Raw genomic sequence first — 26,628 nt, forward strand, 5'->3', positions numbered from 1 at the left:
GAGAAAAACGCTGCAACCGGATTGGTTGCAGCGTCCGGGTATTACAGAATTTCCAGCAGTTCGACTTCGAAGATCAGGGTGCTGAATGGTGGGATAGAGGCACCCGCACCGCGCTCGCCATACGCGAGGTTCTGTGGGATCACCAGTTCCCATTTTGAGCCAACCGGCATCAGGGTCAGTGCTTCGATCCAGCCAGGGATAACACCACTTACCGGGAATTCAGCCGGTTCGCCACGGGCAACCGAGCTGTCGAATACGCTGCCGTCGATCAGTTTGCCGGTGTAATGAACGCGTACGCGATCCTGACGTGATGGGATTGGACCTTCGCCCTGAGTAATCACGCTGAACTGCAGGCCTGATTCGGTGCTGCTCACGCCTTCACGCTGCGCATGTTCCTGCAGGAACGCCTGACCTTCTGCTGCCATGGCTTCGGTGCGCTCACGGCGCACGCCTTCTGCACGTTCGTGTACTTCACGCAGTGCGCGATGAACCACGTCAACCGGTACGGCCGGTGAGTTCCCTTCCAGCGCGTCGCGCAGACCCGCGAGCAGTGCTTCTGGTTGCAGACCCTGCAGACCAGATTCCAGCAACTGCTGGCCAACCTGTAAACCAATACCGTAACTTGCTTGTGCTTCGACGCTGTCGAAAGAAGGGGTAGTCATCTTCGTTCCTTTCACTCTCGGATAAATTCGAACCGGCAGCATAGCAGTGCAGGCCGCTGGCGTAAAATGCCCTGCGTCGCAGATGACTTTTACTGATGAAAGAGAAACAATAGAGCCGTCAAATTTATCAATGCTGGCAGGCACTTCGCGCCGGTATTGCCCATACTATAACTATCGATGGGGATCACCCCGTCTGTAGCACCTGAATAAGAGAGTAAACATGGGCCAGATTGCCCCACGCCGCCGCAGGATGCGTGCACAACATATTGTAACCCGGCTACAGACCTGGCTGGCCGCACGCAGGCCGCAGCAGCCTGCCGGAGAGGAGGAACCCCGAATGGCTTCAGACGCGTCATCCCGCCTGCCGAGCTGGCTACAGCGTATCTGGCATTTTACCGACCACATTCGCTGGATGGATCCGCTGCCAGCGTCGCACCGCCGGGGCATCGTAGCTGCCCTGCTGGTGATACTGGTGGCGTTTCTCTGGCCCGCCAGTACATTGCGCTATCCGGTTGAGCAGCCTGTTACACCCTCGGCTGAGAAGGAGGTACCGATGCAGGCGGATATTTATGAAAACAACGGTACCCGCCAGCCTTCATCCTCACAATCTCAGCAGACGCCAAAAGCCGATTCTCAGGGGGAATGGCGTAACCTCACCATCGCTTCCGGTCAGACGCTGGCGCAGCTGTTCCGTGACAACAGTCTGCCGGTCAATGATGTGTTTGCGATGGCGCGGGTAGAGGGTAGCGATCAGCCGCTCAGCACACTGAAAAGTGGTCAGCAGGTAAAAATCCGTCAGGATGCGCAGGGTGCAGTAACAGGTCTGACGGTGGAGGGCGCTAACGGCCCGGTGCTGTTTACCCGTCAGCCCGATGGCAGCTTTATTCGCGCGCAGTAATGCGAACAGCGGATAAACAAAGGTATAAAAACAAAAACGCCGGCACAGGGCCGGCGTTGATGTCGTGCTTAGTTAATCAGGATTAACCAGCAACAACTTTCACGTTCAGTTTAGCGAAGACTTCGCTGTGAACCTGGAAGCTTACTTCATGCTCACCGGTAGTGCGCAGAACGCCGTTCGGCAGACGAACTTCGCTCTTAGCAACTTCAACGCCTGCTGCAGTCACTGCATCAGCGATGTCGCGGGTACCGATTGAACCGAACAGTTTACCTTCATCGCCTGCTTTAGACGTGATGGTTACCGTGCCCAGTGCATTGATTTTCTCAGCGCGTGCAGTTGCTGCAGACTGAACGTCAGCCAGTTTGGCTTCCAGTTCAGCACGGCGTGCTTCGAAGAACTCAACGTTTTTCCTGGTGGCAGGAACAGCTTTGCCCTGTGGTACCAGGAAGTTACGAGCGTAGCCCGCTTTAACGTTAACCTGATCACCCAGGGTGCCAAGGTTTGCTACTTTATCAAGCAGAATAACTTGCATTACCTTATCCTCTTAAAGTCGTTAATGGACAGTTGCCGATTACTGATGACGATCAGTGTACGGCAGCAGAGACAGGTAACGCGCACGCTTGATGCAGCGAGCCAACTGACGCTGGTATTTTGCACGAGTACCGGTGATACGGCTCGGGACAATTTTACCGCTTTCGGTAATGTAGTTTTTCAACGTTGCGATGTCTTTGTAATCGATCTCAACAACGCCTTCCGCGGTGAAACGGCAGAACTTGCGACGACGGAAATAACGTGCCATTAGGCTAGTCTCCAGAATCTATCAATTCAATCTGCTCGGCATGGAACACCACTTTGCTCTGGCCATTTCGTGCCTGATGGCAACTAATGAAGCCGTCGAGTGTGAGTTGCGTGCCGACCGTTATATGTTGAGTAATCACCTGATGGGCGCTGCCGCTAATAATAACAGGCATACGACACCAGGCTTGCCGGTGAAACCCGGCCTCCTCCTGCACTGAGCGGTGCTCAAGCACGAACTGACAGTGAGGAATTCCTGACGGGCTAACTCTTCGAACCGGTGTCCTGCACACAGTGCCTGACAGGCGAAGTCGATTGACCGTCACGATGGATTACTCTTCAGAATCCCCAGCATCTGACTCATCAGCGGATTCGTTAGCAAAATCTTCGCGACGATCACGACGCTCATCTTTCGCTTTAACCATCGGCGATGCTTCAGTTACCGCGTTTTTAACGCGCATAACCATGCTACGGATAACGGCGTCGTTGAAGCGGAAGTTCGTTTCCAGCTCATCGATCGCTTCCTGCGGCGCTTCAACGTTCATCAGAACGTAATGCGCTTTGTGCAGTTTGTTGATCGGGTAAGCCAGCTGACGGCGGCCCCAGTCTTCCAGACGGTGAATCGTGCCTTCTGCACCAGTGATAGCACCAGTGTAACGCTCGATCATGCCAGGAACCTGTTCGCTCTGGTCAGGATGAACCATAAATACGATTTCGTAATGACGCATCGAAATTGCTCCTTACGGATTATTCAGCCTCCTGTCGGGGTCAACCGCGGCCCATGGAAGCAAGGAACGTTATAGGCTGTGTCCCACAAAGGTTCGCTGTGACGAGCGTTTGTGGGACACAGCCTGAGAATGCGGCTGAAAAATTGACGCGTAATCATACTGGTGACGGCCCGTGAACTCAAGCGCACATTTAAACAAATTGCCGATAGCGTGCCAGATACCGTGGCTTTTTGTGCTAATGGCGTGAATACAGCGGGTTAATGCCGCTTTGTTCAAAAACGCTGACGAAGAGGTTCAGAGGAACGATCTGGCGATACTATGCTCAGTCGCTAAACTGAATAAAGACGCGACGATTCGCTTCGTGGCGTCATTCAGAGTGTGTTCCCTGAAGTGAGGAGTCGGGCATGAAAACGTTCGTCATCGCCACTTTACTGGGTCTCTTCCTGTCTCCACCCGCTCTTGCCAGCTATGCTGACTGTGCGCAGCAGATGAGAAGTCACAGCAGCGAAGCGGCATCGGGTTATGTCTACGTTAACCGTCTGGATACGCCGGAAAGAAACCCGGTCAATGCGCCTGCCAGAACAGCAGAAAAATCGTCTGCACACTGGTAAGTGCCGGTAAGTTTACGGGCGGCAGAGTTCTTCTACGCCCGTTCATTGTTCAAAGCTGATCTTTAAAAAAGCTGACCAGCGCCGTCAATGCGGATGGGGTGATCTTATGCCCAATCTGCTTTTCCGATAGCGTGGTCAGATGCTGCGCCAGCCCGTTTTCACGCAGTGCGCGCTCCAGTCGGACGCTCTCCGCCCAGGGCACCACCTCATCCGCCTCGCCGTGCCATAACAGCAGCGGTCGGTTTGCCAGTGCCTGCAGACGATTGCAGGGATCATAGTCCGCCAGCGGTGCCATGCGGGCCGCAAACTGCGCCTTCTGCTCTGGCGTGTCGGCCACCAGCGGCGGAAAGAGCGACTCGCTGAGCTGCATAAAATAGCCCGATCCCATCATGCAGGCGACACTTTGAATCTGTGGATAACGCGCCATCGCACCCAGCGCCGTCATCCCGCCCATCGACGCGCCTGCCACGGCGAAATGCCCGTCAGCGATCAGATTCTTATTACGCAGCGCAGTCTCCAGCAGCGGCAGCTCATCAATGTTCTGCTTCAGTATTTCCCAGAAGTGGCCCAGGCGTGCTTCGGCGTCACCGTGAAAACGCGCGCCGTGCAGCTCGGCATCCGGCATGACTGCACGAAATCCCGCCTGCGCCAGCGCAACGGCGAAGTAGGCGTAGACCTCTTTTGATGAGGTGAAGCCGTGATAAAACAGTACGGTCGGCAGCGGCTGATTCCGCTGTCCGGCAGGCGTGGCGTGCAGGCATTCGATACCGGCCAGCGTTTCTGTGGTGAGTTCAATCATGGTCTCTCCTGAGCGGGGGCAAGGCGTGCCGTTCAAGTGTACGTTCTGCGGGTTAATTTGCGAAATTCCCCGCTGCGCTTAGTTATGCTTTTCCACGCTAAACTTTTTCCGCAGCGTGCCGTTGATCGTGTATTCCCCTAACTTGATCAAAGGTAATTTATGAAGCGTCTCTCTCTCAGCGGACTGAGTCTCGGAGTTAAGCTGTCTGTACTGACGTCTCTCAGCGTAGCGCTGCTGTTGCTGGTACTGACCCTGACTCAAAGCCACAACGCCTCGCGCCAGCTGGAAAATCTCGCCATTGATGACATGCACAACCAGGTGCAGGGCATCTATGAAATGACTACCATGTTTAACGCCACCCTCACCGAAGAGGTGGCTCACTACACCGATTTATTTACCAGTTTCCTGCCCAGGCGCTTTAGCCTGGATGAAAGCTCGCGGGTGCAGGTGGGTACCATTTCGACGCCGGTGCTGCGTGCCGGATTAAAAACGCTGAACCTCGATCAGACCGCGGTTGACGATTTCACCGACCGCACTGCCGCTGTGGCGACCATTTTCGTGCGCGATGGTGATGATTTTGTCCGTGTTTCAACCTCGCTGAAAAAAGAAGATGGCAGTCGCGCCATCGGTACGCAGCTGGACCGCAGCGGTGCCGCCTGGAAGAGTGTTCACCAGGGCGAAGTCTACCGCGGCCTGGCCACGCTGTTCGGCCATCGCTACATCACGCAGTATCAGCCGGTAAAAGATGAGAGTGGCAAAGTCGTCGCCATCCTTTTTGTCGGTGTTGGCATTGATAAGCAGTATGCCCTGATGCGCGAGAAAATCCTGGCGCGCCGGCTGGGCGACAGCGGCCATTTCTATGTGCTCAACGGCACGCCAGGCAAGAATCAGGGCGAGTATCTGTTCGATCAGCACAATGAAGGGAAACGGCCAGACTGGGATGACGCGACACTTCAGCCCCTGCTGACGCAGCCGCAGGGTATGCAGCAGGTGGAGATCAACGGTAAACAGCAGATGCTGGCATGGCAGCAGCTGCCGGGCTGGAACTGGGTGATTACCGGTGAAGTTAACCGTGCCAGCCTGCTCGCCCCGATTACCCACAGCCGTAACCTGTTCCTGATTACCGGACTGATTCTGGTGGTGATCTTCGCACTGGGGTTTGTCTGGTACAGCCGCCGGGCGATTACCCGTCCGCTACAGCAGGTGATCCATCTGGCGGAGCAGTATGCCGCCGGAAATCTGCAGGTCCATACGGATACCCGCCGTCGTGATGAAGTCGGTCAGTTGATTATTGCGATTAACGGCATTGGCGATGGGCTGGAAAAAATCGTCGGCCAGGTGCGCGGCGCGGCGCAGGAGATCAGCGACGGCACGGACACCATCGCGGCCAGCAGCCATAACATCAGCGAGCAGATCGGGCGTCAGGCCAGCAGCGTGGAGCAGACCTCTGCCAGCATGGAGCAGTTTGGTGCCACGGTCGAACACACCGCTGACAGCCTGCGTCAGGCGATGTCACTGGTGGCCGAAGCCAGCGATATCGTCAGTCATGGCAGCCAGACGGTGGTGCACTCGGTTAACACCATGTCGGCCATTAAGGTGTCATCGCAAAGCATTGCGGATATCACCCATGTGATTGAGTCGATCGCCTTCCAGACCAATATTCTGGCACTGAATGCGGCCGTTGAAGCGGCACGAGCCGGTGAACAGGGCCGTGGCTTTGCTGTGGTGGCTGCAGAAGTGCGTGCGCTGGCACAGCGTTCCGCGCAGGCCGCCAAAGAGATTGATGGATTGATTGCCACCTCTATCAGCAACGTGGCGGAGGGACACCAGCTCTCTGAGCAGACGCGTGATGCGATGACCAACATTGTGACCCACATCGAACAGGTGCAGGCGCTGATGGGCGAGATCAACGTGGCAGCGCAGGAGCAGGCGGCGGGTATCGGCCAGGTGAATCTGGCGATGAACCAGATCAGCCAGGCAACCCATCAGAACAGTGAACTGGTGGCACAGGCAGAACACAGCGCACAGAACCTGAGTGATAAAGGGCATCACCTGACTCAGCTGGTCAGCGTTTTCAGCCTTAAATCCTGACGTCATTCAGGACGATGACATACACTTATTGTTTCGTCCTGAACAGGGGTTTGGCTATGCGTTCCGCTTACTTACTGATAATCAGTTTGTTGCTGGCAGGCTGTTCCGCGCTTGAAACCACGCCAAAAGCCCCGCCTGCGCCAACCCAACAGGCGCAGGAAATTTCACGGGCACAGAGTGGCGGTTTGCCGAAGCTGGGTAACATTACCGTTAACGTGCATGGCTCACCGGATGATGCCCAGCGGGCCATCGCTGCCCAGGCTAATCAGGCTGGCGCGGCTTACTATCAGATCGTGATGCTGAGCGAAACCGTGATGCCCGGTTTATGGTACGCCAGCGCAATTCTGTATGGTGCCTCACCGGCCACAGGCGCGGGCCAGTAACCGGTCAGTTACTGCAGCCTCAGACGGGTGTGAACCCCGCTGGTCGAGCCACTGCTGGCACCACGCATCCGCCAGCGGTGGCTCACTGTATTTCAGTAGCTGAGCGCCTGTCGCCAGCTGCAGTAGCGCGTGGGTGACGTCGCGCGCCTGCTCTTCGGGAACGTTCTTAAGCCTCAGTCGCAGCTGACGCCAGCGCGTATCGAAATGACGATTACTCCCTTTTACCGCCTCAAACTCCTGACTCAGCATCTCAGTCACCTCTGCGTGACGGGCGAGTACGCGCAGAACGTCAAGACACATCACATTGCCCGATCCTTCCCAGATGCTGTTGACCGGCATGTCACGATAGAGGCGCGGCAGCTCACTCGCTTCGCAGTAGCCGATGCCCCCCAGCACTTCCATCGATTCCGCCACAAACGGCGCACCCGCTTTGCAAATCACATATTTTGCCGCTGGCGTAAATAAACGGGCAAAGGCGACCTCATGCGGTTTGGCCGGTTGTGACCAGGCACGAGCCAGCCGCATCAGCAAGGCGGTTTGCCCCTCAAGCTGCAGCGCCTGCTGTGCCAGAACCTGACGCATCAGTGGCTGATCCACCAGATTTTTTCCCATGACCTGACGCTGATGGGCATGCCAGATCGCCACTGAGAAGGCACGCCGCATCTGGCCATGACTGCCGAGCGCGCAGTCAAAGCGCGTCATACCGGCCATTTTCAGGATCAGTCGTACGCCTTCGCCCTCCTCACCCAGCAGCCAGCCGGTCGCGTCGCGAAATTCCACTTCGCAGCTGGCATTTGAGCGATTGCCCAGCTTATCTTTGAGCTGCTCAAGCTGGATGGCGTTGCGTGACCCATCGGGCAACAGACGCGGCAGGAAAAAACAGCTTAATCCCTCGGGCGTCTGGGCCAGGACCAGATGCGCATCGCTCTGCGGCACTGAGAAGAACCACTTGTGACCGGTCAGTCGGTAGGCTTCTCCCGCGCCGCGCGCCCCCAGCGGCTCGGCACGGGTGGTGCTGGTAAGCAGATCGCTGCCGCCCTGCTTTTCTGTCATGCCCATCCCGATCAGCAATCCGCGTTTCTGGTCGCCAGGCTGTGTATGCGTGTCGTAGCGGTCGCTGAGCAGCGGATCGAGCCAGCTTTCAAACGCGGCGGGCAGATAAGTCTGCAGCAGCGGAATGGCGGCGTGCGTCATGGTCACCGGGCAGAGCGTACCCGCATCTACCTGTGCGTGCAGAATAAAGCGTGCAGCGCGCGCTACGCTGGCCTGTTCACGCACCGTCGGTTGCCAGCTGAGATTGTGCAGACGACTGGCGCAGACGCCCTGCATCAGCAGGTGCCAGGCAGGATGAAAGCGAATCTCATCCAGGCGCACGCCACGGGCATCGTAGCGCAGCAGTTCAGGCAGTTCAGCGTTGGCGAGTCGGCCCAGCTCCAGCGACTCGGCGCTGCCCAGCTGGCGGCCGACTGACGCCAGCCATTCCCCATCCCATCCGGCGCCTTCGCGTGACAGTGCCTCACCAAGCGGCGTGTCGGACAGGAACAGGTTACTGTTGCTCAGAGGATGGGGCTGATTAAAAACGGTGTGTGTTGTCCAGGTCATAACCACTCCTCGCGGATGTCACTCAGTAAGTATACCCGTCGTCTTTCAAGCTGCATTTTTGTTGGCTGCGTTCACTCACCCGAATCACTTACTCATGTAAGCTCATCGGGATTCGTTCTCTTGCCGCCTCAATGCAACCCGAAATCCTTTGGGTATATACGAATGACGCGCACTTATGCCTGGTACAGAAACTAATTTGTGGCGAGGATCACATCGGGGATCAGGCGTTGCGCTGACGCACTGCTTCAAACAGGCAGACACCGGTTGCGACCGAGACGTTGAGTGAAGAAACACTGCCCGCCATCGGAATGCTGATCAGCTCATCGCAATGCTCGCGGGTCAGACGACGCATGCCTTCGCCTTCCGCGCCCATTACCAGCGCCATCGGACCGGTCATTTTGCTCTGGAAGACGGTATGGTCCGCTTCACCTGCGGTGCCGACCACCCAGATGTTGTACTCCTGCAGCAGGCGCAGTGTACGCGCAAGATTAGTGACGCGAATCAACGGCACATTCTCTGCCGCACCGCTGGCCACTTTTTTGGCCGTGGCATTCAGGGGAGCAGAACGATCTTTGGGCACGATAATCGCATGAACACCGGCCGCATCGGCGCTGCGCAGGCAGGCACCCAGGTTGTGCGGATCGGTAACCCCATCCAGCACCAGCAGGAAAGGCTTCTCCAGGCTCTGCAGCAGATCCGGCAGGTCGCCTTCCTGATACTGACGACCCGGTTTTACCCGTGCCACGATGCCCTGATGCACACCGCCTTCAACCTGGCTATCGAGCCACTTACGCTCGGCCAGTTGAATCACGATCCCCTGAGCTTCCAGCGCGGCGACCACGGGTTGCAGGCGACGATCGTCGCGGCCTTTGAGGATAAAGACTTCCTGGAAACGTTGTGGATCACGTTCCAGCAGCGCCTGCACGGCATGGATACCAAAAATAATTTCGCTCATCGATCTGCTCAGTGGTTGGAAATGAATAAATGACCGCCCTTTCTGCGGAAAGAAAGGGCGGGTATGCGCACTCTATTACGCTCAGCCTTCAGGCTCAGCTTTTTTTCTGGCGCGCTTCGCCCGGGTGGCGGCGGCGATTTTACGGGTTTTTTCCGAGACGTTTTTACTTTTTTTCTCGGTATTCGCCACGGCTGGTTTGCCCTTGTCACCCCGGAATGCAGCATCCGGCTCGAAGTTGGACTTTTTGTTCACGTTACGACGACGCTTCGCTGGCGCGTTGTCTTCACGCTTCGCCCGATCACGCGCGGTTTTACCCTCACCACGCACCTGACGCTGGCTGGAGATAAGAGCGAAGTCGATTTTACGCTCGTCCATATGGACCGCTTCGACACGTACTTCAACGGTGTCACCCAGACGATAGGTACGGCCGCCCGATTCACCAATCAGACGCTGACCTACCGGGTCAAAACGGTAGTAATCGTTGTCGAGGGTTGAAACGTGGACCAGTCCGTCGATGAACAGATCGCTCAGGCGGACAAAGAAGCCAAATCCGGTCACGCTGGAGATAACGCCGTTGAAGACGTTGCCAACCTGGTCCTGCATGAAGTCACACTTGAGCCAGTCCGCGACGTCGCGGGTTGCTTCATCGGCGCGACGTTCGGTCAGGGAACAGTGCAGACCCAGTTGCAGCATCTCCGGCATCTCGTAGTGATAGCCGCCGGTTGCTGTCGTCATATCTTTGGCGACGCTGCGCTCTCTCGGCATCAGGTATTTGATGGCGCGTTGTACCAGGCCTTTACCTTCATCCTGCTCTTTTGCCAGCAGATATTTGATGGCGCGGTGCAGCGTCAGATCCGGGTAGCGGCGAATTGGCGAAGTAAAGTGCGCATACGATGAGAGTGCCAGACCAAAGTGACCACGGTTTTCCGGATCGTAAACCGCCTGCTTCATCGAACGCAGCAGCATGGTTTGGAGCATCTCTGCATCAGGACGATCGGCAACCTGCTTCAGCAGCGCCGCATAGTCGACAGGCTGCGGTTTGTTGCCGCCTGGCAGAGTCAGTCCCAGCTCGTTTAGCACGGTACGGAAGCTCTTGATGCTCTCATCGGTCGGGCGATCGTGATCGCGGAACAGTGCCGGTTCCTGATTTTTCTCAACGAAGCGTGCTGAGGCGATGTTCGCCAGGATCATGCACTCTTCGATCAGCTTGTGGGCGTCATTACGTGACGCGCGCTCAACACGTTCAATACGGCGCTCGGCGTTGAAGATGAACTTCGCTTCTTCCGTTTCAAACGAGATACCGCCGCGCTCTTCACGTGCAGCATCCAGTACCTGGTAGAGGTTGTGCAGCTCTTCAAGATCTTTGACCAGCGGTGCATACTGCTGACGCAACTCTTTATCGCCCTGCAGAATGTTCCAGACTTTGTTATAGGTCAGACGCGCATGGGAGTTCATCACCGCTTCGTAATGCTTAAAGCCGGTGAGCTTACCTTTAGTCGAAATGGTCATCTCGCACACCATACAGAGTCGATCGACCTGCGGGTTAAGCGAGCATAAGCCATTCGACAAGACTTCCGGCAGCATCGGCACAACCTGCGACGGGAAGTAGACTGAGGTGCCGCGCTGATGCGCTTCGTCATCCAGTGGCGTACCCGGACGGACGTAATAGCTCACATCGGCGATAGCGACCCACAGACGCCATCCGCCACCGCGTTTTTTCTCGCAGTAGACCGCATCATCAAAGTCACGGGCATCTTCACCATCTATGGTGACCAGCGGCAGTTTGCGCAGATCGACGCGGCCTTTTTTGGCCTCTTCCGGGACGTCTTCTTTCAGCTTGCTGACCTGAGCTTCCACTTCTGGCGGCCAGGTGTGCGGAATTTCATGGGTACGCAGCGCCATATCAACGGCCAGGCTGGTGCCCATATCATCGCCCAGTATCTCAGCCACTTTACCGATCGCTTTGGTGCGACGGTTCGGACGCTGGACCAGCTCAACCACCACCACAGAACCCATGCGGGCATTCATCGTCTCTTCAGGCGGGATGAGGATGTCAAAACTCAGGCGACTGTCGTCAGGCACCACAAAGCCGGCACCCGCATCGGTAAAGTAGCGGCCAACGATCTGATTGTTGCGCGGTTCCTGCACGCGGACCACGCGCGCTTCGCGGCGGCCTTTGCGATCGGCACCCAGCGGCTGCGCCAGGATTACGTCACCGTGCATACAGAATTTCATCTGCTCTGCGGAGAGGTAGAGGTCATCTTTCTGACCTTCTGCCCGCAGGAAGCCGTAGCCATCACGATGGCCAATGACTTTACCCCGCAGGAGATCAAGACGTTCTGGCAGCGCATAGCATTGACGGCGGGTGAACACCAGCTGACCATCACGTTCCATGGCGCGAAGACGGCGACGTAGCGCCTCAAGGTGCTCTTCTTCGTGCAGATTCATCTCTTCAGCCAGCTCTTCACGGCTGGCTGGTTTTTCACGTTTTTCTAACAGAGCCAGAATAAATTCACGGCTTGGAATAGGATTTTCGTATTTTTCAGCTTCTCTATCCTGAAAAGGATCTTTTGACATAGCGGTTCCTCCGATGTCATTTAATATTTATTTCCGGCGGCGATTTGGACAGGATGATTTCATAAAGTGGTGTATTACCTTCGACCAAATCTGCCAGCGTATAGCTATCCAGCTCCTGCAAAAAGCGCTGCACTGCATCGTGCAGTGCCTGCTTCAGACGGCAGGCTGGTGTGATGGAACAGGAGGCGCAGTCCACTAATTGTAGCGGTTCCATCTTGCGTACCACGTCGCCAATGACAATCTGACGAGGCGGCATACCCAGGCGAATGCCCCCATTTTTACCACGCGTTGCGGCAACGTAGCCCGCACGGCTCAGCTGATTGATGATTTTGACCATATGATTACGGGACAAACCATAGGTGTTTGTCACTTCCGTAATATTGGTCTGCTGATCTTCAGGCAACGCTGCCAGATAAATCAGCGCCCGTAAGCCATAATCAGTAAAACTCGTGAGCTGCACAGTAACCTCAGTGAACCTTCAGGCGTGGCATTGCATTATTCGCCCTGTGATTGATGTCAGGATTAAATCGGATTGCCATTCGATTAACTACGATGATAAACCAGAGTCTGATTTGCCGTGCGTTTTTTTAAGCCAGCACAAGGTTTGACAAGCGAAGGGAGGTAAAGTGGCATCAAATAGTGGAAAAACAAGGGCCGGACAGCGTCCGGCCTGAGTGATTATGCGTCGAACGGATCGCGCAGAATCATCGTTTCACTGCGATCGGGACCGGTTGAGATGATATCAATCGGCACACCCGTTACCTCTTCTACACGCTTAATGTAGTCGCGTGCGGCCTGAGGCAAACCTTCCAGCGTCTTCACGCCAAACGTGGTCTCGCTCCAGCCAGGCAGGGTTTCGTAGATCGGCTCAATGCCTTCCCAGTTCTCTGCCGCCAGTGGCGTCGTGGTCACTTCGCGGCCATCAGGCATACGGTAAGCAACACAGATTTTCACTTCTTTCAGGCCATCCAGCACGTCCAGCTTGGTCATGCAGAAACCTGACAGGGAGTTAATCTGAACCGCACGGCGAACCGCGACCGCATCCAGCCAGCCGGTACGACGGCGACGTCCGGTGGTCGCACCAAACTCATTGCCCTGCGCACAGAGGAATTCGCCAGTTTCATCGAACAGCTCGGTCGGGAACGGGCCTGCGCCCACGCGGGTTGAGTACGCTTTCACAATACCCAGCACGTAGTCGACATAACGCGGACCAATGCCTGAACCGGTTGCCACGCCACCTGCGGTCGTGTTGGACGACGTCACGTACGGATAGGTTCCGTGATCGATATCCAGCAGCGTACCCTGCGCGCCTTCAAACATAATCAGATCGCCACGCTTACGCGCAACGTCCAGCAGTTCAGAGACGTCAACCACCATGCCCGTGAGGATGTCAGCGACTTCCATCACATCGCTCAGCACTTTGTCGAAGTCCACTGCCGGCTCTTTGTAGTACTCAACCAGCTGGAAGTTGTAGAAATCGACCACTTCTTTCAGCTTGGCAGCAAAGGTTTCTTTGTTGAACAGGTCGCTAACGCGCAGTGCACGGCGAGCGACTTTATCTTCATAAGCAGGGCCGATGCCACGGCCGGTAGTACCAATCGCTTTGGCACCACGGGCACGTTCACGCGCCATATCCATCGCAACGTGATATTGCAGGATCAGCGGACAGGCTTCAGAAATCAGCAGACGTTCACGTACCGGGATCCCGCGCGCTTCCAGGCCTTTCATCTCTTTCATTAAGGCTTCAGGAGAAAGCACTACGCCGTTACCAATAATGCTGGTTACGTTATCGCGCAGAATGCCAGAAGGGATCAGGTGGAGGACGGTTTTTTCACCGTTGATGACAAGCGTGTGGCCCGCATTGTGGCCGCCTTGATAACGCACAACGTAATTCGCGCGCTCAGTCAGAAGGTCTACAATCTTACCTTTACCTTCGTCACCCCATTGGGTGCCCAGTACGACGACGTTCTTACCCATTTCTCAAAATCACCGATTGCTTAAAAAAGGATTCTACCATCTGATCCCATGGCTTTCAGCACTTTTAGCATACGATTGCGCGCTTTTTTGCCTGAGTTTTGATCACTACAACATGTTGGGGATAATGGCGCGAAGAGGCACAATTTAGCCGGTGTGAACTCGGGTACTAGAGGTTGCCGTGCAGGCTGAGCATGCAGTAAATCACCATGCCAGCAACGACCAGTCCTCCCCCAAAGCGGTGCAGCAGACGATCGGGCAACCGCGTCATCGTCAGGATCATGCGTCGCCAGGCGCGCGGCATAAACATCGGTCCCAACCCTTCCAGCACTAACACCAGCGCCAGCGCCATCCAGATGCTTGTTTTCATTCTGAATCCTAAAAAAAAGGCCGACAACATTGTCGGCCCACAGGTTATATCAGTTCTTAGCGTGTTGCGTTAGAGGGCGCCTTCATATATCGGAAGAAGTCGCTATCCGGGCTTAACACCATCACATCCTGATCGCTATTGAAGCTGTTTTCATAGGCACGCAGGCTACGAATAAAGGCGTAGAAGTCAGGATCTTTACTGAACGAATCGGCAAACAACCGCGCCGTTTCCGCATCACCATCACCGCGCGTGATCAGGGCTTCACGCTGGGCTTCAGCCAGCGTACGCGTCACCTGGTAATCGGCCTGGGCGCGCAGTTTTTCCGCCTCTTCCTGACCCTGTGAACGCTGACTACGCGCTACGGCCTCACGCTCAGCACGCATACGGTTGAAGATGGCATCGGAGACTTCTGTCGGCAGGTTGATCTGCTTGATGCGCACATCCACAACCTGAATACCCAGTGCTGCCATACTGTTCGGATTCGGTGCCGGCTCGCTGCTGTTGGTTTCGCGCTCGACACGGGCTGCTGCGCTGGCAATCGCATCATCAGCCGCAGGCGTGGCGATTTCATCATCGCTGCCCGCAGAACCAGTATTCAGCGCGTCACGCACATCGGTGGTCAGGCGACCACGGGAGTCTGTGACGATATCCTTCACATCCAGACGACCCATTTCAGAACGCAAACGGTCACTGAACTTACGTTTCAGCAGCACTTCTGCCTGAGAAACATCACCGCCACCGGTAGCCAGGTAGTAGCGACTGAAATCGCTGATACGCCATTTGATGTAGGAGTCCACGATCAAATCTTTCTTCTCTTTGGTGACGAAGCGATCGGCCTGGTTATCCATCGTCTGAATTCGCGCATCCAGCGTTTTAACCGTTTCCAGGAATGGAATCTTAAAATGCAGACCCGGCTCAAATACCTGCGGTTTGTTTTCGCCGTCGCGCAGGACTTTACCGAAGCGCAGAACAATGCCTCGCTGCCCTTCCTGCACCACAAACAGCGACGCATAGAGCGCCACCAGCACGACAATGATTAAAAATACTATTGGCTTACGCATCGATTACTCTCTCCCTTCGCGCTGGCTGTCGCTGCGTTGAGCATTCGCCCGACGCTGATCCATGATATTGTCCGGACTGTATGACGACGTGTCATTGCGGCTGGCGTTGCGATCGGAGATGGCTGGCAGCGAAGAACTGTTACCGCCTTTCTGACCATTCTGGCCTGGTGCAGACTGACCACCACGCATCAGTTGATCCAGCGGCAGTACCATCAGGTTGTTACCCCGATCGTTAACCAGTACTTTGCGGGTATGGCTCAGCACGCGTTCCATTGTCTCAATATAGAGACGCTCTTTGGTAATTTCAGGCGCGGCTTTATACTCCGGCAAAATCTTGGCGAAACGCGCCACTTCACCCTGCGCTTCCAGCACGGTACGCTCTTTGTAAGCGCGCGCCTCTTCCAGAATACGTTGCGCCTGGCCATTAGCTCGAGGCTGAACTTCGTTGGCGTAAGCTTCTGCTTCACGGACATACTGTTCGCGGTTTTCACGTGCGGCAATCGCATCATCAAACGCAGACTTCACCTCTTCCGGCGGACGGGCAGCCTGGAAGTTGACGTCCAGTACCGCGATCCCCATGTTGTAAGGGCGAATTGTTTCATCGATTTCACGCTGGGTATCGCTACGCACCACGGTACGACCTTCAGTCAGAATGCGGTCCATGGTAGAACGACCAATCACGCCGCGCAGCGCACTGTCAGTCGCCTGACGCAGACTGTCATCCGCGCTGGTGACGGCATAAAGATAACGTTCCGGATCGGTCACGCGATACTGCACGTTCATCTCCACGCGTACCACGTTCTCATCTGAGGTCAGCATCACGCCAGAAGCCGCCAGTTCACGCACCGATTCAACGTTAACCGCACGTACCTGATCAACAAATGTCGGTTTCCAGTTCAGGCCGGGCTCAACCAGGTGACTGAACTTACCGAAGCGCGTTACCACGCCGCGTTCCGCTTCTTTGATGGTGTAGAAACCGCTTGCAGCCCAGATGACTACAGCAGCAACAGCCACGATGCCAACGATTTTGCCTCCGCTGCCGGAGCCGCGTTGACCGTTATCGCTCTGTTTGCCACCACCCAGTCCACCAAGCTTCTTGCTCAGCTTACGGAAGATATCATCCAGATCAGGAGGCCCGGATTCCCGTCCTCCCTTATTTCCCCCAGAGTTGCCGCCTTGATTATTGCTGCTTCCCCACGGGTCGCGGTCCTGTCCGTTATTTCCGGGCTGATTCCACGCCATGTCTCTACTCCATTTATTGTAATTACGGTTTTTACCCTTCATCTTTCGGATTGCAGCGGTTTTGGCTGCCTTCGCTCACCCCGCTCACTCATCTGCGTAAGCGCCCGGGGATTCACTCAGTTGCCGCCTTGCTGAAATCTGAAATACCCGGGTAAATCCTGCGTATTCAGGCCTGCAACGAAAGTGCGACAATCTTCAATTTTTAAGGTAAATGCGTTTGGGCAATATCAAACAATGTAACTGGTCAGCGACGGTTCCTGCTTACATAAACGCATCCACTCAATGATGGGCATACGTATCTGCAATCCTACACTGCCGTCGTCTTCATTCCACTCTTTCTCAATCGCCTGCAACTGATAGAAACGGCTGCGAAGTCGCCCCGCCTCCGGTGGCAGACGTAACGCGTGCTGGGCAATTTCACCTGACAGGCGCTCGGACAGGGCCTGCCACAGCAACGGAATGCCTGCACCAGTCTGGGCGGAAAGCCAGACGCGGATGGGCAGGTTCTCTTCGTTGCGATCAATACGCGGTTCGAATCCGTCGAGCATATCGATTTTATTCATGACCAGAAAGGTCGGAATTTCGTCCGCTTCGATCTCTTCCAGTACGGTATCGACGGCGGCGATATTTTCCGTAACGCGAAGATCGGCACCATCAATCACGTGCAGTAACAGCGTCGCCTGACGTGTCTCCTGCAGCGTAGCTTTAAATGCGGCAACCAGATCGTGAGGAAGATGGCGGATAAAGCCCACCGTGTCCGCCAGAACGACATCTCCGACATCGGCAACATTCAGACGGCGCAGTGTAGGGTCAAGTGTCGCAAACAGCTGGTCTGCGGCAAAGACGTTGGCAGAGGTCATGGCGTTAAAGAGGGTCGACTTGCCGGCATTGGTGTAACCCACCAGCGAAACCGTTGGCACATCCGCTTTAGCACGAGACTGTCGTCCCTGCTCACGCTGTTTTTCAACCCGCTCAAGACGTGACAGGATCTGACTTATACGTCCGCGCAGCAGACGACGGTCGGTTTCTAACTGTGTTTCACCCGGGCCACGCAAGCCTATCCCGCCTTTCTGACGTTCAAGGTGCGTCCAGCCGCGTACCAGACGTGTCGCAAGATGGCGCAGCTGTGCCAGCTCAACCTGCAATTTACCTTCGTGGGTACGTGCGCGTTGGGCAAAGATATCCAGAATCAGACCGGTGCGATCAATGACACGGCATTCGCACAGGCGCTCGAGGTTTCTTTCCTGAGCGGGCGTAAGGGCATGATCGAATAATACGACCGATGCTCCTGTTGTTTTTACCGCATCGGCAATTTCAACGGCTTTTCCTTCACCGACAAAATACTTGGGGTGTGGCGCTTTGCGGCTGCCAGTAACCACTTGCAGCGCCTCAACGCCAGCAGAAGAGACCAGGGTTTCAAACTCCTGCAAATCTTCTACTTCTTTGTCTTGGGAGAACCAGATGTGTACCAGTACGGCCTGCTCACCGGCTTCATAACGGTCAAACAAGCTATAACCTCGCTAAATAAAAGACCAGGACGGAAAACCGCTGTTCTCCGTTCCTGGCTGTACGGTGACGCGTTATTCTGCGTTATCACCGTCTTGTTGTGGCTGTGGCTGCGCAGTTGTGTTGCTGCCGCCATGATGGTAATTGTTGCTGCCGCCACCGGTATTATTGCTATGGTGAGAAACCGGGCGTGAAGGAACAACGGTAGAAATGGCGTGCTTATACACCATCTGACTCACCGTGTTTTTCAACAAAATGACGAACTGATCAAATGACTCAATCTGACCCTGCAGCTTAATACCGTTAACCAGATAAATCGAAACCGGAACACGTTCACGACGCAGTGCGTTCAAAAACGGGTCTTGTAATGATTGCCCCTTAGCCATTCTATCTTTTCCTTATATGCTTGTTGTTTGTTGCAAGTAGAACCTATGGTTCTGAAAAAACTGCGTAAAAATTTGCGCACGATAACCCATCAATTGTACACAATCACCCATGCTTCGCACTAAGAACCTGTAACACTGTATCACGCGCCAGCCGGGGCTCGTCACTGTCAAGCCAGTGAACATTTTCCCAACCGCGTAACCAGGTCATCTGTCGCTTAGCAAGCTGCCGGGTTGCGCAAATTCCCCGATAAACCATCTCGCTGTAATCGATTTCGCCCGACAAATAAGACCACATCTGACGATAACCAACACAACGAATGGAAGGCATGTCCGTATGCAAATCACCTCGTGCAAACAGGGCCCGAGACTCCGCTTCAAATCCTGACGCCAACATCTGCTCAAAACGCAACGCGATGCGCTGGTGCAGCAATTCGCGGCTCGCGGGGGCGATGGCAAACTGTTGCACGTCGTAGGGTAACGCTTCACCGGATGTTTTTGTCAGTTCCGTTAAAGTTTTACCCGAAATAAAAAAAACTTCCAGTGCTCGCGAAAGTCTCTGCGGATCATTCGGATGAATACGACTGCCGGCAACCGGGTCGATTTCACACAGCTGGCGGTGTAAAGCTTCCCAGCCTTTTTCACGCGCCGTTTGCTCTATCCGCTGACGAACGTCGGGATCGGCCGAGGGCAACGGCGACAATCCTTCAAGTAACGCCTTGAAGTAGAGCATGGTTCCACCAACAAGCAACGGTATTCGTCCGGCTTCAACGATATCCGCCATTTCTGCTAAAGCATCCCGCCGGAACTCCGCTGCCGAATAGGTTTCTGCGGGGTCGCGGATGTCGAGCAGACGATGGGGCGCCACTGCTAACTCCTCAGCCGACGGTTTCGCCGTGCCAATATCCATCTGACGATAGATTAAGGCAGAATCTACGCTGATTAGTTCCACTGGTAACTGCTTACGCAATTCAATTGCTAAAGCCGTTTTGCCAGACGCCGTGGGTCCCATCAAAAAAATAGCCTTTGGCCGGCCAGCCTGGTTTAATTCACTCATGCTTCAACGCGTTGATCGCGCTCTCAATCTCTATGGGCTGTAATAAGCCTGAAGGCGGCGATTTCAGCAGCTGTGGGCAAAGCCGTTCAAGCTCTGCCAGCAGGTTGATCGCCTGTGAGTGATTCCAGTCGGAGGACTCTGTATCCTGACGCCGCGCCAGCCACTGGGCCAGTTGCGTCGCAGAGATCTCCTGCTGCCGGGCGAGATAGCCTAACAGCTCAGGAATCAAGATTTGTAAATTTTGTGTTCGTAACGGTAAAGGCACCGCGCGCAATGTCACGTGGTCTCCTTCGGGCTGAAGTTCAATGCCCATCTGATTGAGCAGGCTGCTCTTTTCTTTTGCTGCCTGTCGTTCTTCCTGGGCGATTTTCAGGCGCACCGGGATCAATAGTGGCTGCGGTTTAAGCCCCTCTTCGCCCGGTTCAAGCTGCGCCTGTTTCAGCCAGCGCGCCGCCACCGGCAACGCCATCAGCATTAATGTCTGATCCTGCTCCAGCAGTGCAAAGTGATTGTGTAACACGGTCAGTACACGGCCAAAACTTTGAGCATGCGCGGCCAGTGGCGAGGGTCTTTCGGGCTGACGCGCTATCGGCTCGCGGGCTTTTGGCGGTGATGACGTGCTGACAGGCGTTTTCAGCAACTGCTGATAAACCGCCCCTTCACGTTGACGATACCCATTCTCTTTGTTCTGCCAGGCCGGAGCAGGCTGTGTTTCACGCCCGGATGCTGCTGATTTCTTCTCACTGACGGATGCCGATGGCTGCGCAAAATGATTACCGCCTGCTGCCTGACGGTTTTCCGGCTGCCAGCGCGGTGCGGGCTCTTCTGCCTGGAGCGCAGGTAAGGTCGGTGTCGCCATCGCCTGTAATGCGCTGACCACACCCTGATAGATAAAGTCATGCACCAGGCGTGATTGATGAAACCGTACTTCGTGCTTGGCCGGATGGACGTTGACATCAACCTGATGCGGGTCGATCTCCAGATAGAGCACATAAGCGGGCTGCTGGTCATCCTGGAGCTGAGTCTGGAACGCCTGGCGAATAGCGTGGTTAATCAGTTTATCGCGCATCATTCGGCCATTCACATAGCAATACTGCAGATCGGTGACCTGGCGCGAACCGGCAGGGTCGGCAACCCAGCCGCGCAGCGAGAGGTCGTCATGCTGCCAGTCGATGCGCAGCGCATGCTGCATAAACGTGGTGCCGCAGATAGAAGCCAGCCGCCGTTCGCGCTGGCTCTCCTCGCTGACGGCCCGATACTGACGCATCATTTTACCGTTGTGGCTTAGCGAAAGGGCGACATCAAAACGTGCCAGGGCAATACGGCGAATGACCTCGTCGATATGACCGAACTCGGTTTTCTCGGTGCGCATAAATTTGCGGCGTGCCGGCGTGTTATAAAACAGGTCCAGCACTTCCAGTGTGGTACCACAGGGATGCGCCGCCGGTTTAACCGTTACCGCCATATCACGCCCTTCTGCATAGGCCTGCCAGGCTTCAGTTTGGTCGGCGGTGCGTGAGGTGAGTGTCAGGCGGGAGACAGAACTGATACTGGCCAACGCTTCACCACGAAAACCCAGGCTCATGATCGCTTCCAGGTCATCCAGTGAGGTTATTTTACTGGTAGCGTGACGGGCGAGTGCCATCGACAGCTCGCTTTTCACGATGCCGCACCCGTTGTCACGAATGCGAATCAGCTTTGCGCCGCCCTTTTCAATATCAACGTCAATGCGCGTCGCGCCGGCATCCAGGCTATTCTCCACCAGCTCTTTAACCACGGAGGCAGGACGCTCAACCACTTCACCCGCCGCAATCTGGTTAGCCAGCTGGGGTGGTAAAATTTGAATCGGCATGGTTTTCCTTTTAGCTGGCAGCCCGGCGCAGGGGCCGGGCAAACAATCAGGATGCAGGAATTTTCAGGTTCTGCCCCAACATGACGTTGGTCGACTTCAGATTATTGGTCTGCATTATCGCTTTCGGACTGACGCCGTAGTGTGCGGCAATGCCGGTTAATGAATCGCCCACCACAACTTTGTGGCGCACAACGCCGCGCGGCGTAGCGCGCGTGGTGCGACTGGCGACTGCACTGGCCGGCACTTTGAGCCGCTGTCCGACCCACACCACATCCCGCTTCAGGGTGTTCATCTCACGCAGGGTGTTCATGCTGACGCCATACTGCGCGGCAATACCGGAAAGTGTCTCACCACGCGTTACCGTATGGCGCTGCGTTGCTCCGGTATATTGTGTCACACCTGTCGCCGGGTTGCTGGCGACGCTAACCGCTGGCGACGAGCCCAGCGGCCGGTTTTCCTCCTTTGGGATGGATTGCAGCGGGTGCGCCAGGAAATAAGTGCGCAGACCCTTATAGATCGACTGCGCAATCTTATCCTGGTGTGCGCTACTGCCAAGCAGTCGCTCCTCCGAGGAATTACTGATAAAGCCGGTTTCCACCAGCAAAGAAGGAATATCGGGTGAACGCAGCACGCCAAGACTGGCATGCTCAGGCAGACGTTTATGCAGCGACGTCACGCTACGCATCTGCTGCAACACTTTCTGGGCGATGTCATAACCGACCCGCTGCGAGTGACCGAATTGCAGGTCAAGTACCGCCTGGCTGAGGTAGGGGTCGGCCTGACTGTTAGCCAGCAGGTCACCTGCGCCGCCCAGCAGCTCAGACTGTTTCTCTTTCTGCTCCAGCCAGTTAGCCATCTCGTTATTGGCCCGGCGGTTTGATAATACCCAGACCGATGCACCGGTCGCCGCATGGCTCGGCGCGGCGTCAGCATGAATTGAAACCAGCACGTTGGCGTTGGCTTTACGCGCCACGTCTGAGCGGCCCATAACCGAGATAAAATAGTCGCCATCACGCGTCAGGACGCCTTTAAACATCGGATCGTTATTCAGCAACACCCGCAGTTTACGTGCAATCGCGATCGTGACGTTCTTCTCTTTCAGTCCGCGCTGCCCGATGGCGCCGGGATCCTGACCGCCATGTCCGGCATCAATCGCCACAATCACGGTATCGTTCTGGCTGACGGCCCGGCCAGGACTCACGGTGCTGGCTGTGCTGGTCACGGACGTCACCGGATTCGAATTAAAGGGGTTAGCCGCAGCGGCACTCTGGGTGGGTACGCGCGTCGGTGCTGTGACGGGCGCAGGCACACTGCGCGTAACAGCAGGTGGCTTACCGGTAATGGTGAAGACTACGCTGTAGCTGTTGCCATTGCGCTGGGTGACCGCCCGGGTTTTACCCGCCTGCGTCAGCTCAAACACCAGCCGCACGCTCTGTTTATCTTTAGGGGTGCTGGTGCGAATTCGCTTTACGATGTTTTCGCCGCTGAAATTTAACGGCAGCCCCTGAACCACGCCGCTCTGGCGCACATCCAGCACTACACGATTCGGGTTGTGCAGAGAGAAAAAGGCATAGACCGGCTGTCCGGCAAAGTTCAGCGTAACGGTAGCCTGACTATCGCCATTGGCCACTTTGATATCAGACAGCGTGGCGGCAAACAGGGGCGTACAGACCAGCAGCAGCAGTGATACCAGTGCTATTTTCATCCGTGACATCATGCCTCATCCCTGTTCTGACCAACGTGTTCAAGCCACTGCTGGCCGGACGCGGATTGTGCCGTCAGTTCTGCTTCACGCGCCTCACCCGCATAACGTAGCGTTAAGGTGAGATCGGGCTGTGGCAGAAAACCGGCACCCTGCTGAGGCCATTCCACCAGACAGATAGCATCACCGTTGAAGTAGTCGCGGATGCCCATAAACTCAAGCTCTTCGGGATCGGCAAGGCGATAGAGATCGAAGTGGTAGAGCGTACGGTCATCCAGCGTGTAAGGTTCAACGAGGGTGTAAGTAGGACTTTTGACATTGCCCTGATGGCCCAGCGCCTGCAGAAAGCCGCGGCTGAAGGTGGTTTTACCCGCCCCCAGATCGCCATAGAGATAAATCACTGCCGCGCTGCCACAGGCGCGCGCCAGCTGAGTGCCCAAACTGAGCGTAGCCGCCTCATCGGGCAAAGAAATAACACAGGTCTTCATGCTTCTTTATTCATCTCAGGATTAACAAACTGCCACAGCAGATCCAGTAAATCAGTGGCCAGCATACCGCGAGTACCGCGTTCTGCCGCAACCGCATCGGCCGCCGCACCATGTGCAACGCAGCCCGCGCAGGCCGCATCGAACAGCGTCAGTTTCTGACCCACCAGCGAGGCGATAATTCCACTCAGGAGATCGCCCATACCGCCGGACGCCATACCGGCATTGCCTACATCCGCAAAGGCCATTTCGCCCTGCTCGCTGGCAATCAGCGTGCCGGCACCTTTCAGTACCACTACGCCACCATAACGCTGCGCCAATGTCTGCGCTGCATGTAAGCGGTCACTCTCAATTTCACTGGTCTCGATATTCAGCAAACGCGCCGCTTCGCCAGGATGCGGCGTAATAATGCGATTCTGACGTTTCTCAGGACTGATTGCCAGCAGGTTAAGTGCATCCGCGTCCCAAAGCATCGGCTTTTCACTGCCTGCTACCCGCTTCAATGCCTGCTTTCCCCATTCGCGCTGACCCAGACCGGGTCCAATCGCGATGACATCAGCCCACTCCAGCGCCTCCGTCAGGCGTTCATCAGTCAGTTCATCGACCATAATTTCAGGCCGTGCGGTCAGAATCGGAATAATATTATCTTTGTGAGTGAGTACTCGCACCAACCCACTGCCGCTGCGTAACGCGGCTTCGGCCGTCATTCGAACGGCGCCAGCAGTGCCCGCATCGCCTCCCACGACCAGCAGCCGGCCGTGACTGCCCTTGTGTGAGGTCGGTTTACGTGGCTTAAGCCAGCGGGTTAATGCGCTGGCATCATAACGGGCGATAGGTGCCTCTTCTCCGGCCAGAAAAGCAGCCAGACCAAGATCGGCATACCAGAGCTTTCCGATGTAGTCTCGCGCCTTGCCGGTGATCTGGCCCGGTTTCAGTGCGACCATACTCAGCGTATGACTGGCATTAATCACCTCGCCGGGCGCAGTGCCGTTGCGCGCGGATAAGCCAGAAGGCATATCAATGGCGACTATCGGTGCCGCATGGGCGTTCGCCTGCTGGATCAGCGTGGCATAGGGTTCTTCGGGCGCACGATTGCTGCCCGTTCCCAGCAGGGCATCGACAATCATATCAACCTGATCTGGCCAGGCCGCATCGGCCGCATGAATTTCACCGCCCGCATCCAGCCATGCGTCCCGCGCACGCTGTGCCTCTTCCGGCAGCGCTTTTTCACTTTCGCACGCCAGCAACGTGATGGTTTTGCCCGCCGCCTGCCCCAGACGCGCCAGCACATAGCCATCACCGCCGTTATTGCCATGACCGCACAGGATCAGCCAGTGGCTGGCTTCGGGCCAGTGCGCTGTCAGATGCTCGTAAGCGGCCTGCCCGGCACGCTGCATCAGCTCATACAGAGTAATCCCGAGCGCATCGGCTCCCTGTTGCTCAAGCTGTGCCACAGCCTGCGCAGGCCAGACAGAATATGGTAAACTGCGGCTGTTTTTCTTCGAATCCTGGTCACTCATGTCATACCCTCTCGATCTTCATGAACTCGCACAACAGATTAAACAGTGGGGATTGGATCTCGGCTTTCAGCAGGTCGGCATCACCGATACCGATCTCAGTGCAGAAGAGCCGCGCCTGCAGGAATGGCTCGATAAGCAGTATCATGGTGAGATGGCATGGATGGCGCGACACGGCATGATGCGGGCGCGTCCTCATGAGTTGCTGCCCGGCACGCTGCGCGTCATCAGCGTTCGTATGAACTACCTTCCGGCCAAAGCTGCCTTTGCCACCACGCTGAAAAATCCCCGACTGGGCTATGTCAGCCGTTATGCACTCGGTCGTGATTACCACAAAGTATTGCGCAATCGACTGAAAAAGCTCGGAGAAATGATCCAGCAGCACTGTGGCGAGCTGAATTTCCGGCCGTTTGTGGATTCGGCACCGCTGCTGGAGCGCCCGCTGGCGGCCAAAGCCGGACTCGGCTGGACCGGCAAACATTCGCTGATACTGAATCGGGAAGCCGGCTCGTGGTTTTTCCTCGGCGAGCTGTTGATCGACATTCCGCTGCCGGTCGACACTCCGCAGCAGGAGCAGTGTGGCCGCTGCGTTGCCTGCATGACCATCTGCCCCACCAGCGCAATCGTTGAGCCTTACGTCGTGGATGCCCGGCGCTGTATCTCCTATCTCACCATTGAGCTGGAAGGGGCTATCCCGGAAGAATTTCGTCCGCTGATGGGTAACCGGATTTATGGCTGCGATGACTGCCAGCTGATCTGTCCGTGGAATCGCTATGGACAACTCAGTGACGAAAGCGACTTTTCACCGCGCGCGGCTTTACATGCACCGGAGCTGCTCGATTTGTTTCAGTGGGATGAAGCGAAATTTTTACGCATTACAGAAGGCTCAGCCATTCGCCGTATTGGCCATTTACGCTGGCTGCGCAATATTGCCGTGGCGCTGGGTAATGCACCCTGGTCGCCCCACATCATTCAGGTGCTGGAACAACGACTTGGTGAGAGTGAACTGCTGGATGAACATATTCAGTGGGCAGTGATACAACAGCAGCAGAAACGTGAGCAGCTGGTAGTTGAAGTGCAGCCCGCCCAGCAGAAACGGCTGGTTCGTGCAGTTGAGAAGGGTTTACCGCGTGATGCATGATTGAACAGCGAGCCGCTGGATATCGTTTTCCACATGCTGTGAATAAAAATAAAAAGCCGTTGTCATTCAACTGCAACAACGCTGATTTCACTGTGGAATAACAAATTGAAATATCTTCATAAACATAAATATCAACCACTTATGAAAAATTTGTGTTTATTTAATAATGAGACTACCGCTGCGGTTAAATCACAAAGCTGTGGATAACTCTGTTCAGAAGATATTTACAGATCGCCC

General features: G+C 55.7%; 26 protein-coding genes. 5 read left to right on the plus strand and 21 right to left on the minus strand.

Translation table 11 applies throughout. From position 1 onward, the window contains the following. Positions 1–41 precede the first annotated feature (41 nt). Positions 42–662, minus strand: coding sequence for an FKBP-type peptidyl-prolyl cis-trans isomerase (gene fklB, locus NIM72_RS09760; protein WP_010256433.1), 621 nt, complete (start codon positions 660–662; stop codon positions 42–44). A 220-nt stretch (positions 663–882) separates the two neighbouring features. Here fklB and NIM72_RS09765 point away from each other — a divergent pair, with 220 nt between their 5' ends. After that, on the plus strand, positions 883–1,560 hold the full coding sequence (locus NIM72_RS09765) for a LysM-like peptidoglycan-binding domain-containing protein (protein WP_305884805.1): 678 nt from the start codon (positions 883–885) through the stop codon (positions 1,558–1,560). Between the two features lie 82 nt (positions 1,561–1,642). Here the strand turns inward: NIM72_RS09765 and rplI are convergent, their stop codons facing one another. Genes rplI through rpsF form a run of 4 tightly spaced genes read right to left on the minus strand, consistent with a single transcriptional unit; the run spans position 1,643 to position 3,083 of the window. Continuing rightward, complete coding sequence (gene rplI / locus NIM72_RS09770) at positions 1,643–2,092, minus strand: 50S ribosomal protein L9 (RefSeq protein WP_161734864.1); 450 nt, start codon at positions 2,090–2,092, stop codon at positions 1,643–1,645. A 39-nt stretch (positions 2,093–2,131) separates the two neighbouring features. Then, the gene (gene rpsR, locus NIM72_RS09775; protein WP_002210155.1) at positions 2,132–2,359 is read right to left on the minus strand and encodes a 30S ribosomal protein S18; all 228 of its coding nucleotides are present in this window, start codon (positions 2,357–2,359) and stop codon (positions 2,132–2,134) included. 4 nt (positions 2,360–2,363) lie between these two features. Further along, on the minus strand, positions 2,364–2,681 hold the full coding sequence (gene priB, locus NIM72_RS09780) for a primosomal replication protein N (RefSeq protein ID WP_013359169.1): 318 nt from the start codon (positions 2,679–2,681) through the stop codon (positions 2,364–2,366). Positions 2,682–2,687: 6 nt separating this feature from the next. Next, complete coding sequence (gene rpsF / locus NIM72_RS09785; RefSeq protein ID WP_003855334.1) at positions 2,688–3,083, minus strand: 30S ribosomal protein S6; 396 nt, start codon at positions 3,081–3,083, stop codon at positions 2,688–2,690. A 404-nt stretch (positions 3,084–3,487) separates the two neighbouring features. On the opposite strand from rpsF, the gene NIM72_RS09790 reads away from it, so the two are divergent. Further along, entirely contained in the window at positions 3,488–3,694 is a 207-nt protein-coding gene (locus tag NIM72_RS09790; RefSeq protein WP_013359170.1) for a hypothetical protein, read from the plus strand. Positions 3,695–3,743: 49 nt separating this feature from the next. Here the strand turns inward: NIM72_RS09790 and yjfP are convergent, their stop codons facing one another. Further along, on the minus strand, positions 3,744–4,493 hold the full coding sequence (gene yjfP / locus NIM72_RS09795; protein WP_253420175.1) for an esterase: 750 nt from the start codon (positions 4,491–4,493) through the stop codon (positions 3,744–3,746). Positions 4,494–4,652: 159 nt separating this feature from the next. Here yjfP and NIM72_RS09800 point away from each other — a divergent pair, with 159 nt between their 5' ends. Then, a complete protein-coding gene (locus NIM72_RS09800) occupies positions 4,653–6,584 on the plus strand; it encodes a methyl-accepting chemotaxis protein (protein WP_253420177.1) in 1,932 nt (643 codons plus the stop codon). A gap of 56 nt (positions 6,585–6,640) precedes the next feature. Continuing rightward, entirely contained in the window at positions 6,641–6,967 is a 327-nt protein-coding gene (bsmA, locus tag NIM72_RS09805) for a biofilm peroxide resistance protein BsmA (protein ID WP_033734041.1), read from the plus strand. Here the strand turns inward: bsmA and NIM72_RS09810 are convergent. The 15 genes from NIM72_RS09810 to nnr form a co-directional block, all read right to left on the minus strand. Then, on the minus strand, positions 6,941–8,569 hold the full coding sequence (locus NIM72_RS09810) for an isovaleryl-CoA dehydrogenase (protein WP_253420180.1): 1,629 nt from the start codon (positions 8,567–8,569) through the stop codon (positions 6,941–6,943). The genes bsmA and NIM72_RS09810 overlap by 27 nt on opposite strands. 220 nt (positions 8,570–8,789) lie before the next feature. Further along, a complete protein-coding gene (gene rlmB, locus NIM72_RS09815) occupies positions 8,790–9,524 on the minus strand; it encodes a 23S rRNA (guanosine(2251)-2'-O)-methyltransferase RlmB (protein WP_033734044.1) in 735 nt (244 codons plus the stop codon). A gap of 81 nt (positions 9,525–9,605) precedes the next feature. Then, positions 9,606–12,101, minus strand: a complete 2,496-nt coding sequence (rnr, locus tag NIM72_RS09820) for a ribonuclease R (RefSeq protein WP_161734883.1) — start codon at positions 12,099–12,101, stop codon at positions 9,606–9,608. A 16-nt stretch (positions 12,102–12,117) separates the two neighbouring features. Then, positions 12,118–12,561 carry a nitric oxide-sensing transcriptional repressor NsrR gene (gene nsrR, locus NIM72_RS09825; RefSeq protein WP_161734886.1) on the minus strand — a complete coding sequence of 148 codons (444 nt, stop codon included), beginning with the start codon at positions 12,559–12,561 and terminating at the stop codon, positions 12,118–12,120. A 218-nt stretch (positions 12,562–12,779) separates the two neighbouring features. After that, complete coding sequence (locus tag NIM72_RS09830) at positions 12,780–14,078, minus strand: adenylosuccinate synthase (protein ID WP_031592738.1); 1,299 nt, start codon at positions 14,076–14,078, stop codon at positions 12,780–12,782. Positions 14,079–14,244: 166 nt separating this feature from the next. Further along, positions 14,245–14,445, minus strand: coding sequence for a DUF2065 domain-containing protein (locus NIM72_RS09835; protein ID WP_010256126.1), 201 nt, complete (start codon positions 14,443–14,445; stop codon positions 14,245–14,247). A 56-nt stretch (positions 14,446–14,501) separates the two neighbouring features. Beyond that, positions 14,502–15,506, minus strand: coding sequence for a protease modulator HflC (gene hflC / locus NIM72_RS09840; protein ID WP_161734908.1), 1,005 nt, complete (start codon positions 15,504–15,506; stop codon positions 14,502–14,504). A 3-nt stretch (positions 15,507–15,509) separates the two neighbouring features. Beyond that, positions 15,510–16,748 (minus strand): FtsH protease activity modulator HflK, encoded by a 1,239-nt coding sequence (hflK, locus tag NIM72_RS09845; protein WP_161734911.1) that lies wholly within the window; start codon positions 16,746–16,748, stop codon positions 15,510–15,512. A gap of 227 nt (positions 16,749–16,975) precedes the next feature. Beyond that, complete coding sequence (hflX, locus tag NIM72_RS09850) at positions 16,976–18,256, minus strand: ribosome rescue GTPase HflX (RefSeq protein WP_253420181.1); 1,281 nt, start codon at positions 18,254–18,256, stop codon at positions 16,976–16,978. Between the two features lie 72 nt (positions 18,257–18,328). Beyond that, positions 18,329–18,640, minus strand: coding sequence for an RNA chaperone Hfq (gene hfq, locus NIM72_RS09855; RefSeq protein ID WP_010256116.1), 312 nt, complete (start codon positions 18,638–18,640; stop codon positions 18,329–18,331). 103 nt (positions 18,641–18,743) lie between these two features. Then, positions 18,744–19,694 (minus strand): tRNA (adenosine(37)-N6)-dimethylallyltransferase MiaA, encoded by a 951-nt coding sequence (miaA, locus tag NIM72_RS09860; protein ID WP_161734917.1) that lies wholly within the window; start codon positions 19,692–19,694, stop codon positions 18,744–18,746. Next, positions 19,687–21,546, minus strand: a complete 1,860-nt coding sequence (gene mutL / locus NIM72_RS09865) for a DNA mismatch repair endonuclease MutL (RefSeq protein WP_161734920.1) — start codon at positions 21,544–21,546, stop codon at positions 19,687–19,689. The genes miaA and mutL overlap by 8 nt, the downstream gene beginning before the upstream one ends. Before the next feature lie 46 nt (positions 21,547–21,592). After that, the gene (gene amiB, locus NIM72_RS09870) at positions 21,593–23,263 is read right to left on the minus strand and encodes an N-acetylmuramoyl-L-alanine amidase AmiB (RefSeq protein ID WP_222924940.1); all 1,671 of its coding nucleotides are present in this window, start codon (positions 23,261–23,263) and stop codon (positions 21,593–21,595) included. Then, entirely contained in the window at positions 23,260–23,736 is a 477-nt protein-coding gene (gene tsaE / locus NIM72_RS09875) for a tRNA (adenosine(37)-N6)-threonylcarbamoyltransferase complex ATPase subunit type 1 TsaE (protein ID WP_161734926.1), read from the minus strand. The genes amiB and tsaE overlap by 4 nt, the downstream gene beginning before the upstream one ends. Further along, the gene (gene nnr, locus NIM72_RS09880; RefSeq protein ID WP_253420183.1) at positions 23,733–25,253 is read right to left on the minus strand and encodes a bifunctional ADP-dependent NAD(P)H-hydrate dehydratase/NAD(P)H-hydrate epimerase; all 1,521 of its coding nucleotides are present in this window, start codon (positions 25,251–25,253) and stop codon (positions 23,733–23,735) included. Before nnr ends, tsaE begins: the two co-directional genes overlap by 4 nt. On the opposite strand from nnr, the gene queG reads away from it, so the two are divergent. Next, positions 25,252–26,391, plus strand: coding sequence for a tRNA epoxyqueuosine(34) reductase QueG (gene queG / locus NIM72_RS09885; RefSeq protein ID WP_222924938.1), 1,140 nt, complete (start codon positions 25,252–25,254; stop codon positions 26,389–26,391). The two genes, nnr and queG, sit on opposite strands and share 2 nt — an antisense overlap. Positions 26,392–26,628: the final 237 nt, after the last annotated feature.

The sequence above is a fragment of the Pantoea sp. B550 genome, assembly GCF_024158165.1.
GTDB lineage: Bacteria > Pseudomonadota > Gammaproteobacteria > Enterobacterales > Enterobacteriaceae > Pantoea > Pantoea alfalfae.

What these genes read in the sequence shown, in the direction of transcription:
- yjfP (WP_253420175.1), bottom strand. Translation starts at nt 4,493, where the DNA reads ATGATTGAACTCACCACAGAAACGCTGGCCGGTATCGAATGCCTGCAC.
- fklB (WP_010256433.1), bottom strand. Translation starts at nt 662, where the DNA reads ATGACTACCCCTTCTTTCGACAGCGTCGAAGCACAAGCAAGTTACGGT.
- NIM72_RS09790 (WP_013359170.1), top strand. Translation starts at nt 3,488, where the DNA reads ATGAAAACGTTCGTCATCGCCACTTTACTGGGTCTCTTCCTGTCTCCA.
- hflK (WP_161734911.1), bottom strand. Translation starts at nt 16,748, where the DNA reads ATGGCGTGGAATCAGCCCGGAAATAACGGACAGGACCGCGACCCGTGG.
- bsmA (WP_033734041.1), top strand. Translation starts at nt 6,641, where the DNA reads ATGCGTTCCGCTTACTTACTGATAATCAGTTTGTTGCTGGCAGGCTGT.
- tsaE (WP_161734926.1), bottom strand. Translation starts at nt 23,736, where the DNA reads ATGAAGACCTGTGTTATTTCTTTGCCCGATGAGGCGGCTACGCTCAGT.
- rpsF (WP_003855334.1), bottom strand. Translation starts at nt 3,083, where the DNA reads ATGCGTCATTACGAAATCGTATTTATGGTTCATCCTGACCAGAGCGAA.
- hflC (WP_161734908.1), bottom strand. Translation starts at nt 15,506, where the DNA reads ATGCGTAAGCCAATAGTATTTTTAATCATTGTCGTGCTGGTGGCGCTC.
- rpsR (WP_002210155.1), bottom strand. Translation starts at nt 2,359, where the DNA reads ATGGCACGTTATTTCCGTCGTCGCAAGTTCTGCCGTTTCACCGCGGAA.
- NIM72_RS09800 (WP_253420177.1), top strand. Translation starts at nt 4,653, where the DNA reads ATGAAGCGTCTCTCTCTCAGCGGACTGAGTCTCGGAGTTAAGCTGTCT.
- NIM72_RS09835 (WP_010256126.1), bottom strand. Translation starts at nt 14,445, where the DNA reads ATGAAAACAAGCATCTGGATGGCGCTGGCGCTGGTGTTAGTGCTGGAA.
- rnr (WP_161734883.1), bottom strand. Translation starts at nt 12,101, where the DNA reads ATGTCAAAAGATCCTTTTCAGGATAGAGAAGCTGAAAAATACGAAAAT.
- NIM72_RS09810 (WP_253420180.1), bottom strand. Translation starts at nt 8,569, where the DNA reads ATGACCTGGACAACACACACCGTTTTTAATCAGCCCCATCCTCTGAGC.
- NIM72_RS09830 (WP_031592738.1), bottom strand. Translation starts at nt 14,078, where the DNA reads ATGGGTAAGAACGTCGTCGTACTGGGCACCCAATGGGGTGACGAAGGT.
- amiB (WP_222924940.1), bottom strand. Translation starts at nt 23,263, where the DNA reads ATGATGTCACGGATGAAAATAGCACTGGTATCACTGCTGCTGCTGGTC.
- nnr (WP_253420183.1), bottom strand. Translation starts at nt 25,253, where the DNA reads ATGAGTGACCAGGATTCGAAGAAAAACAGCCGCAGTTTACCATATTCT.
- rlmB (WP_033734044.1), bottom strand. Translation starts at nt 9,524, where the DNA reads ATGAGCGAAATTATTTTTGGTATCCATGCCGTGCAGGCGCTGCTGGAA.
- NIM72_RS09765 (WP_305884805.1), top strand. Translation starts at nt 883, where the DNA reads ATGGGCCAGATTGCCCCACGCCGCCGCAGGATGCGTGCACAACATATT.
- miaA (WP_161734917.1), bottom strand. Translation starts at nt 19,694, where the DNA reads ATGAGTGAATTAAACCAGGCTGGCCGGCCAAAGGCTATTTTTTTGATG.
- hfq (WP_010256116.1), bottom strand. Translation starts at nt 18,640, where the DNA reads ATGGCTAAGGGGCAATCATTACAAGACCCGTTTTTGAACGCACTGCGT.
- mutL (WP_161734920.1), bottom strand. Translation starts at nt 21,546, where the DNA reads ATGCCGATTCAAATTTTACCACCCCAGCTGGCTAACCAGATTGCGGCG.
- rplI (WP_161734864.1), bottom strand. Translation starts at nt 2,092, where the DNA reads ATGCAAGTTATTCTGCTTGATAAAGTAGCAAACCTTGGCACCCTGGGT.
- queG (WP_222924938.1), top strand. Translation starts at nt 25,252, where the DNA reads ATGTCATACCCTCTCGATCTTCATGAACTCGCACAACAGATTAAACAG.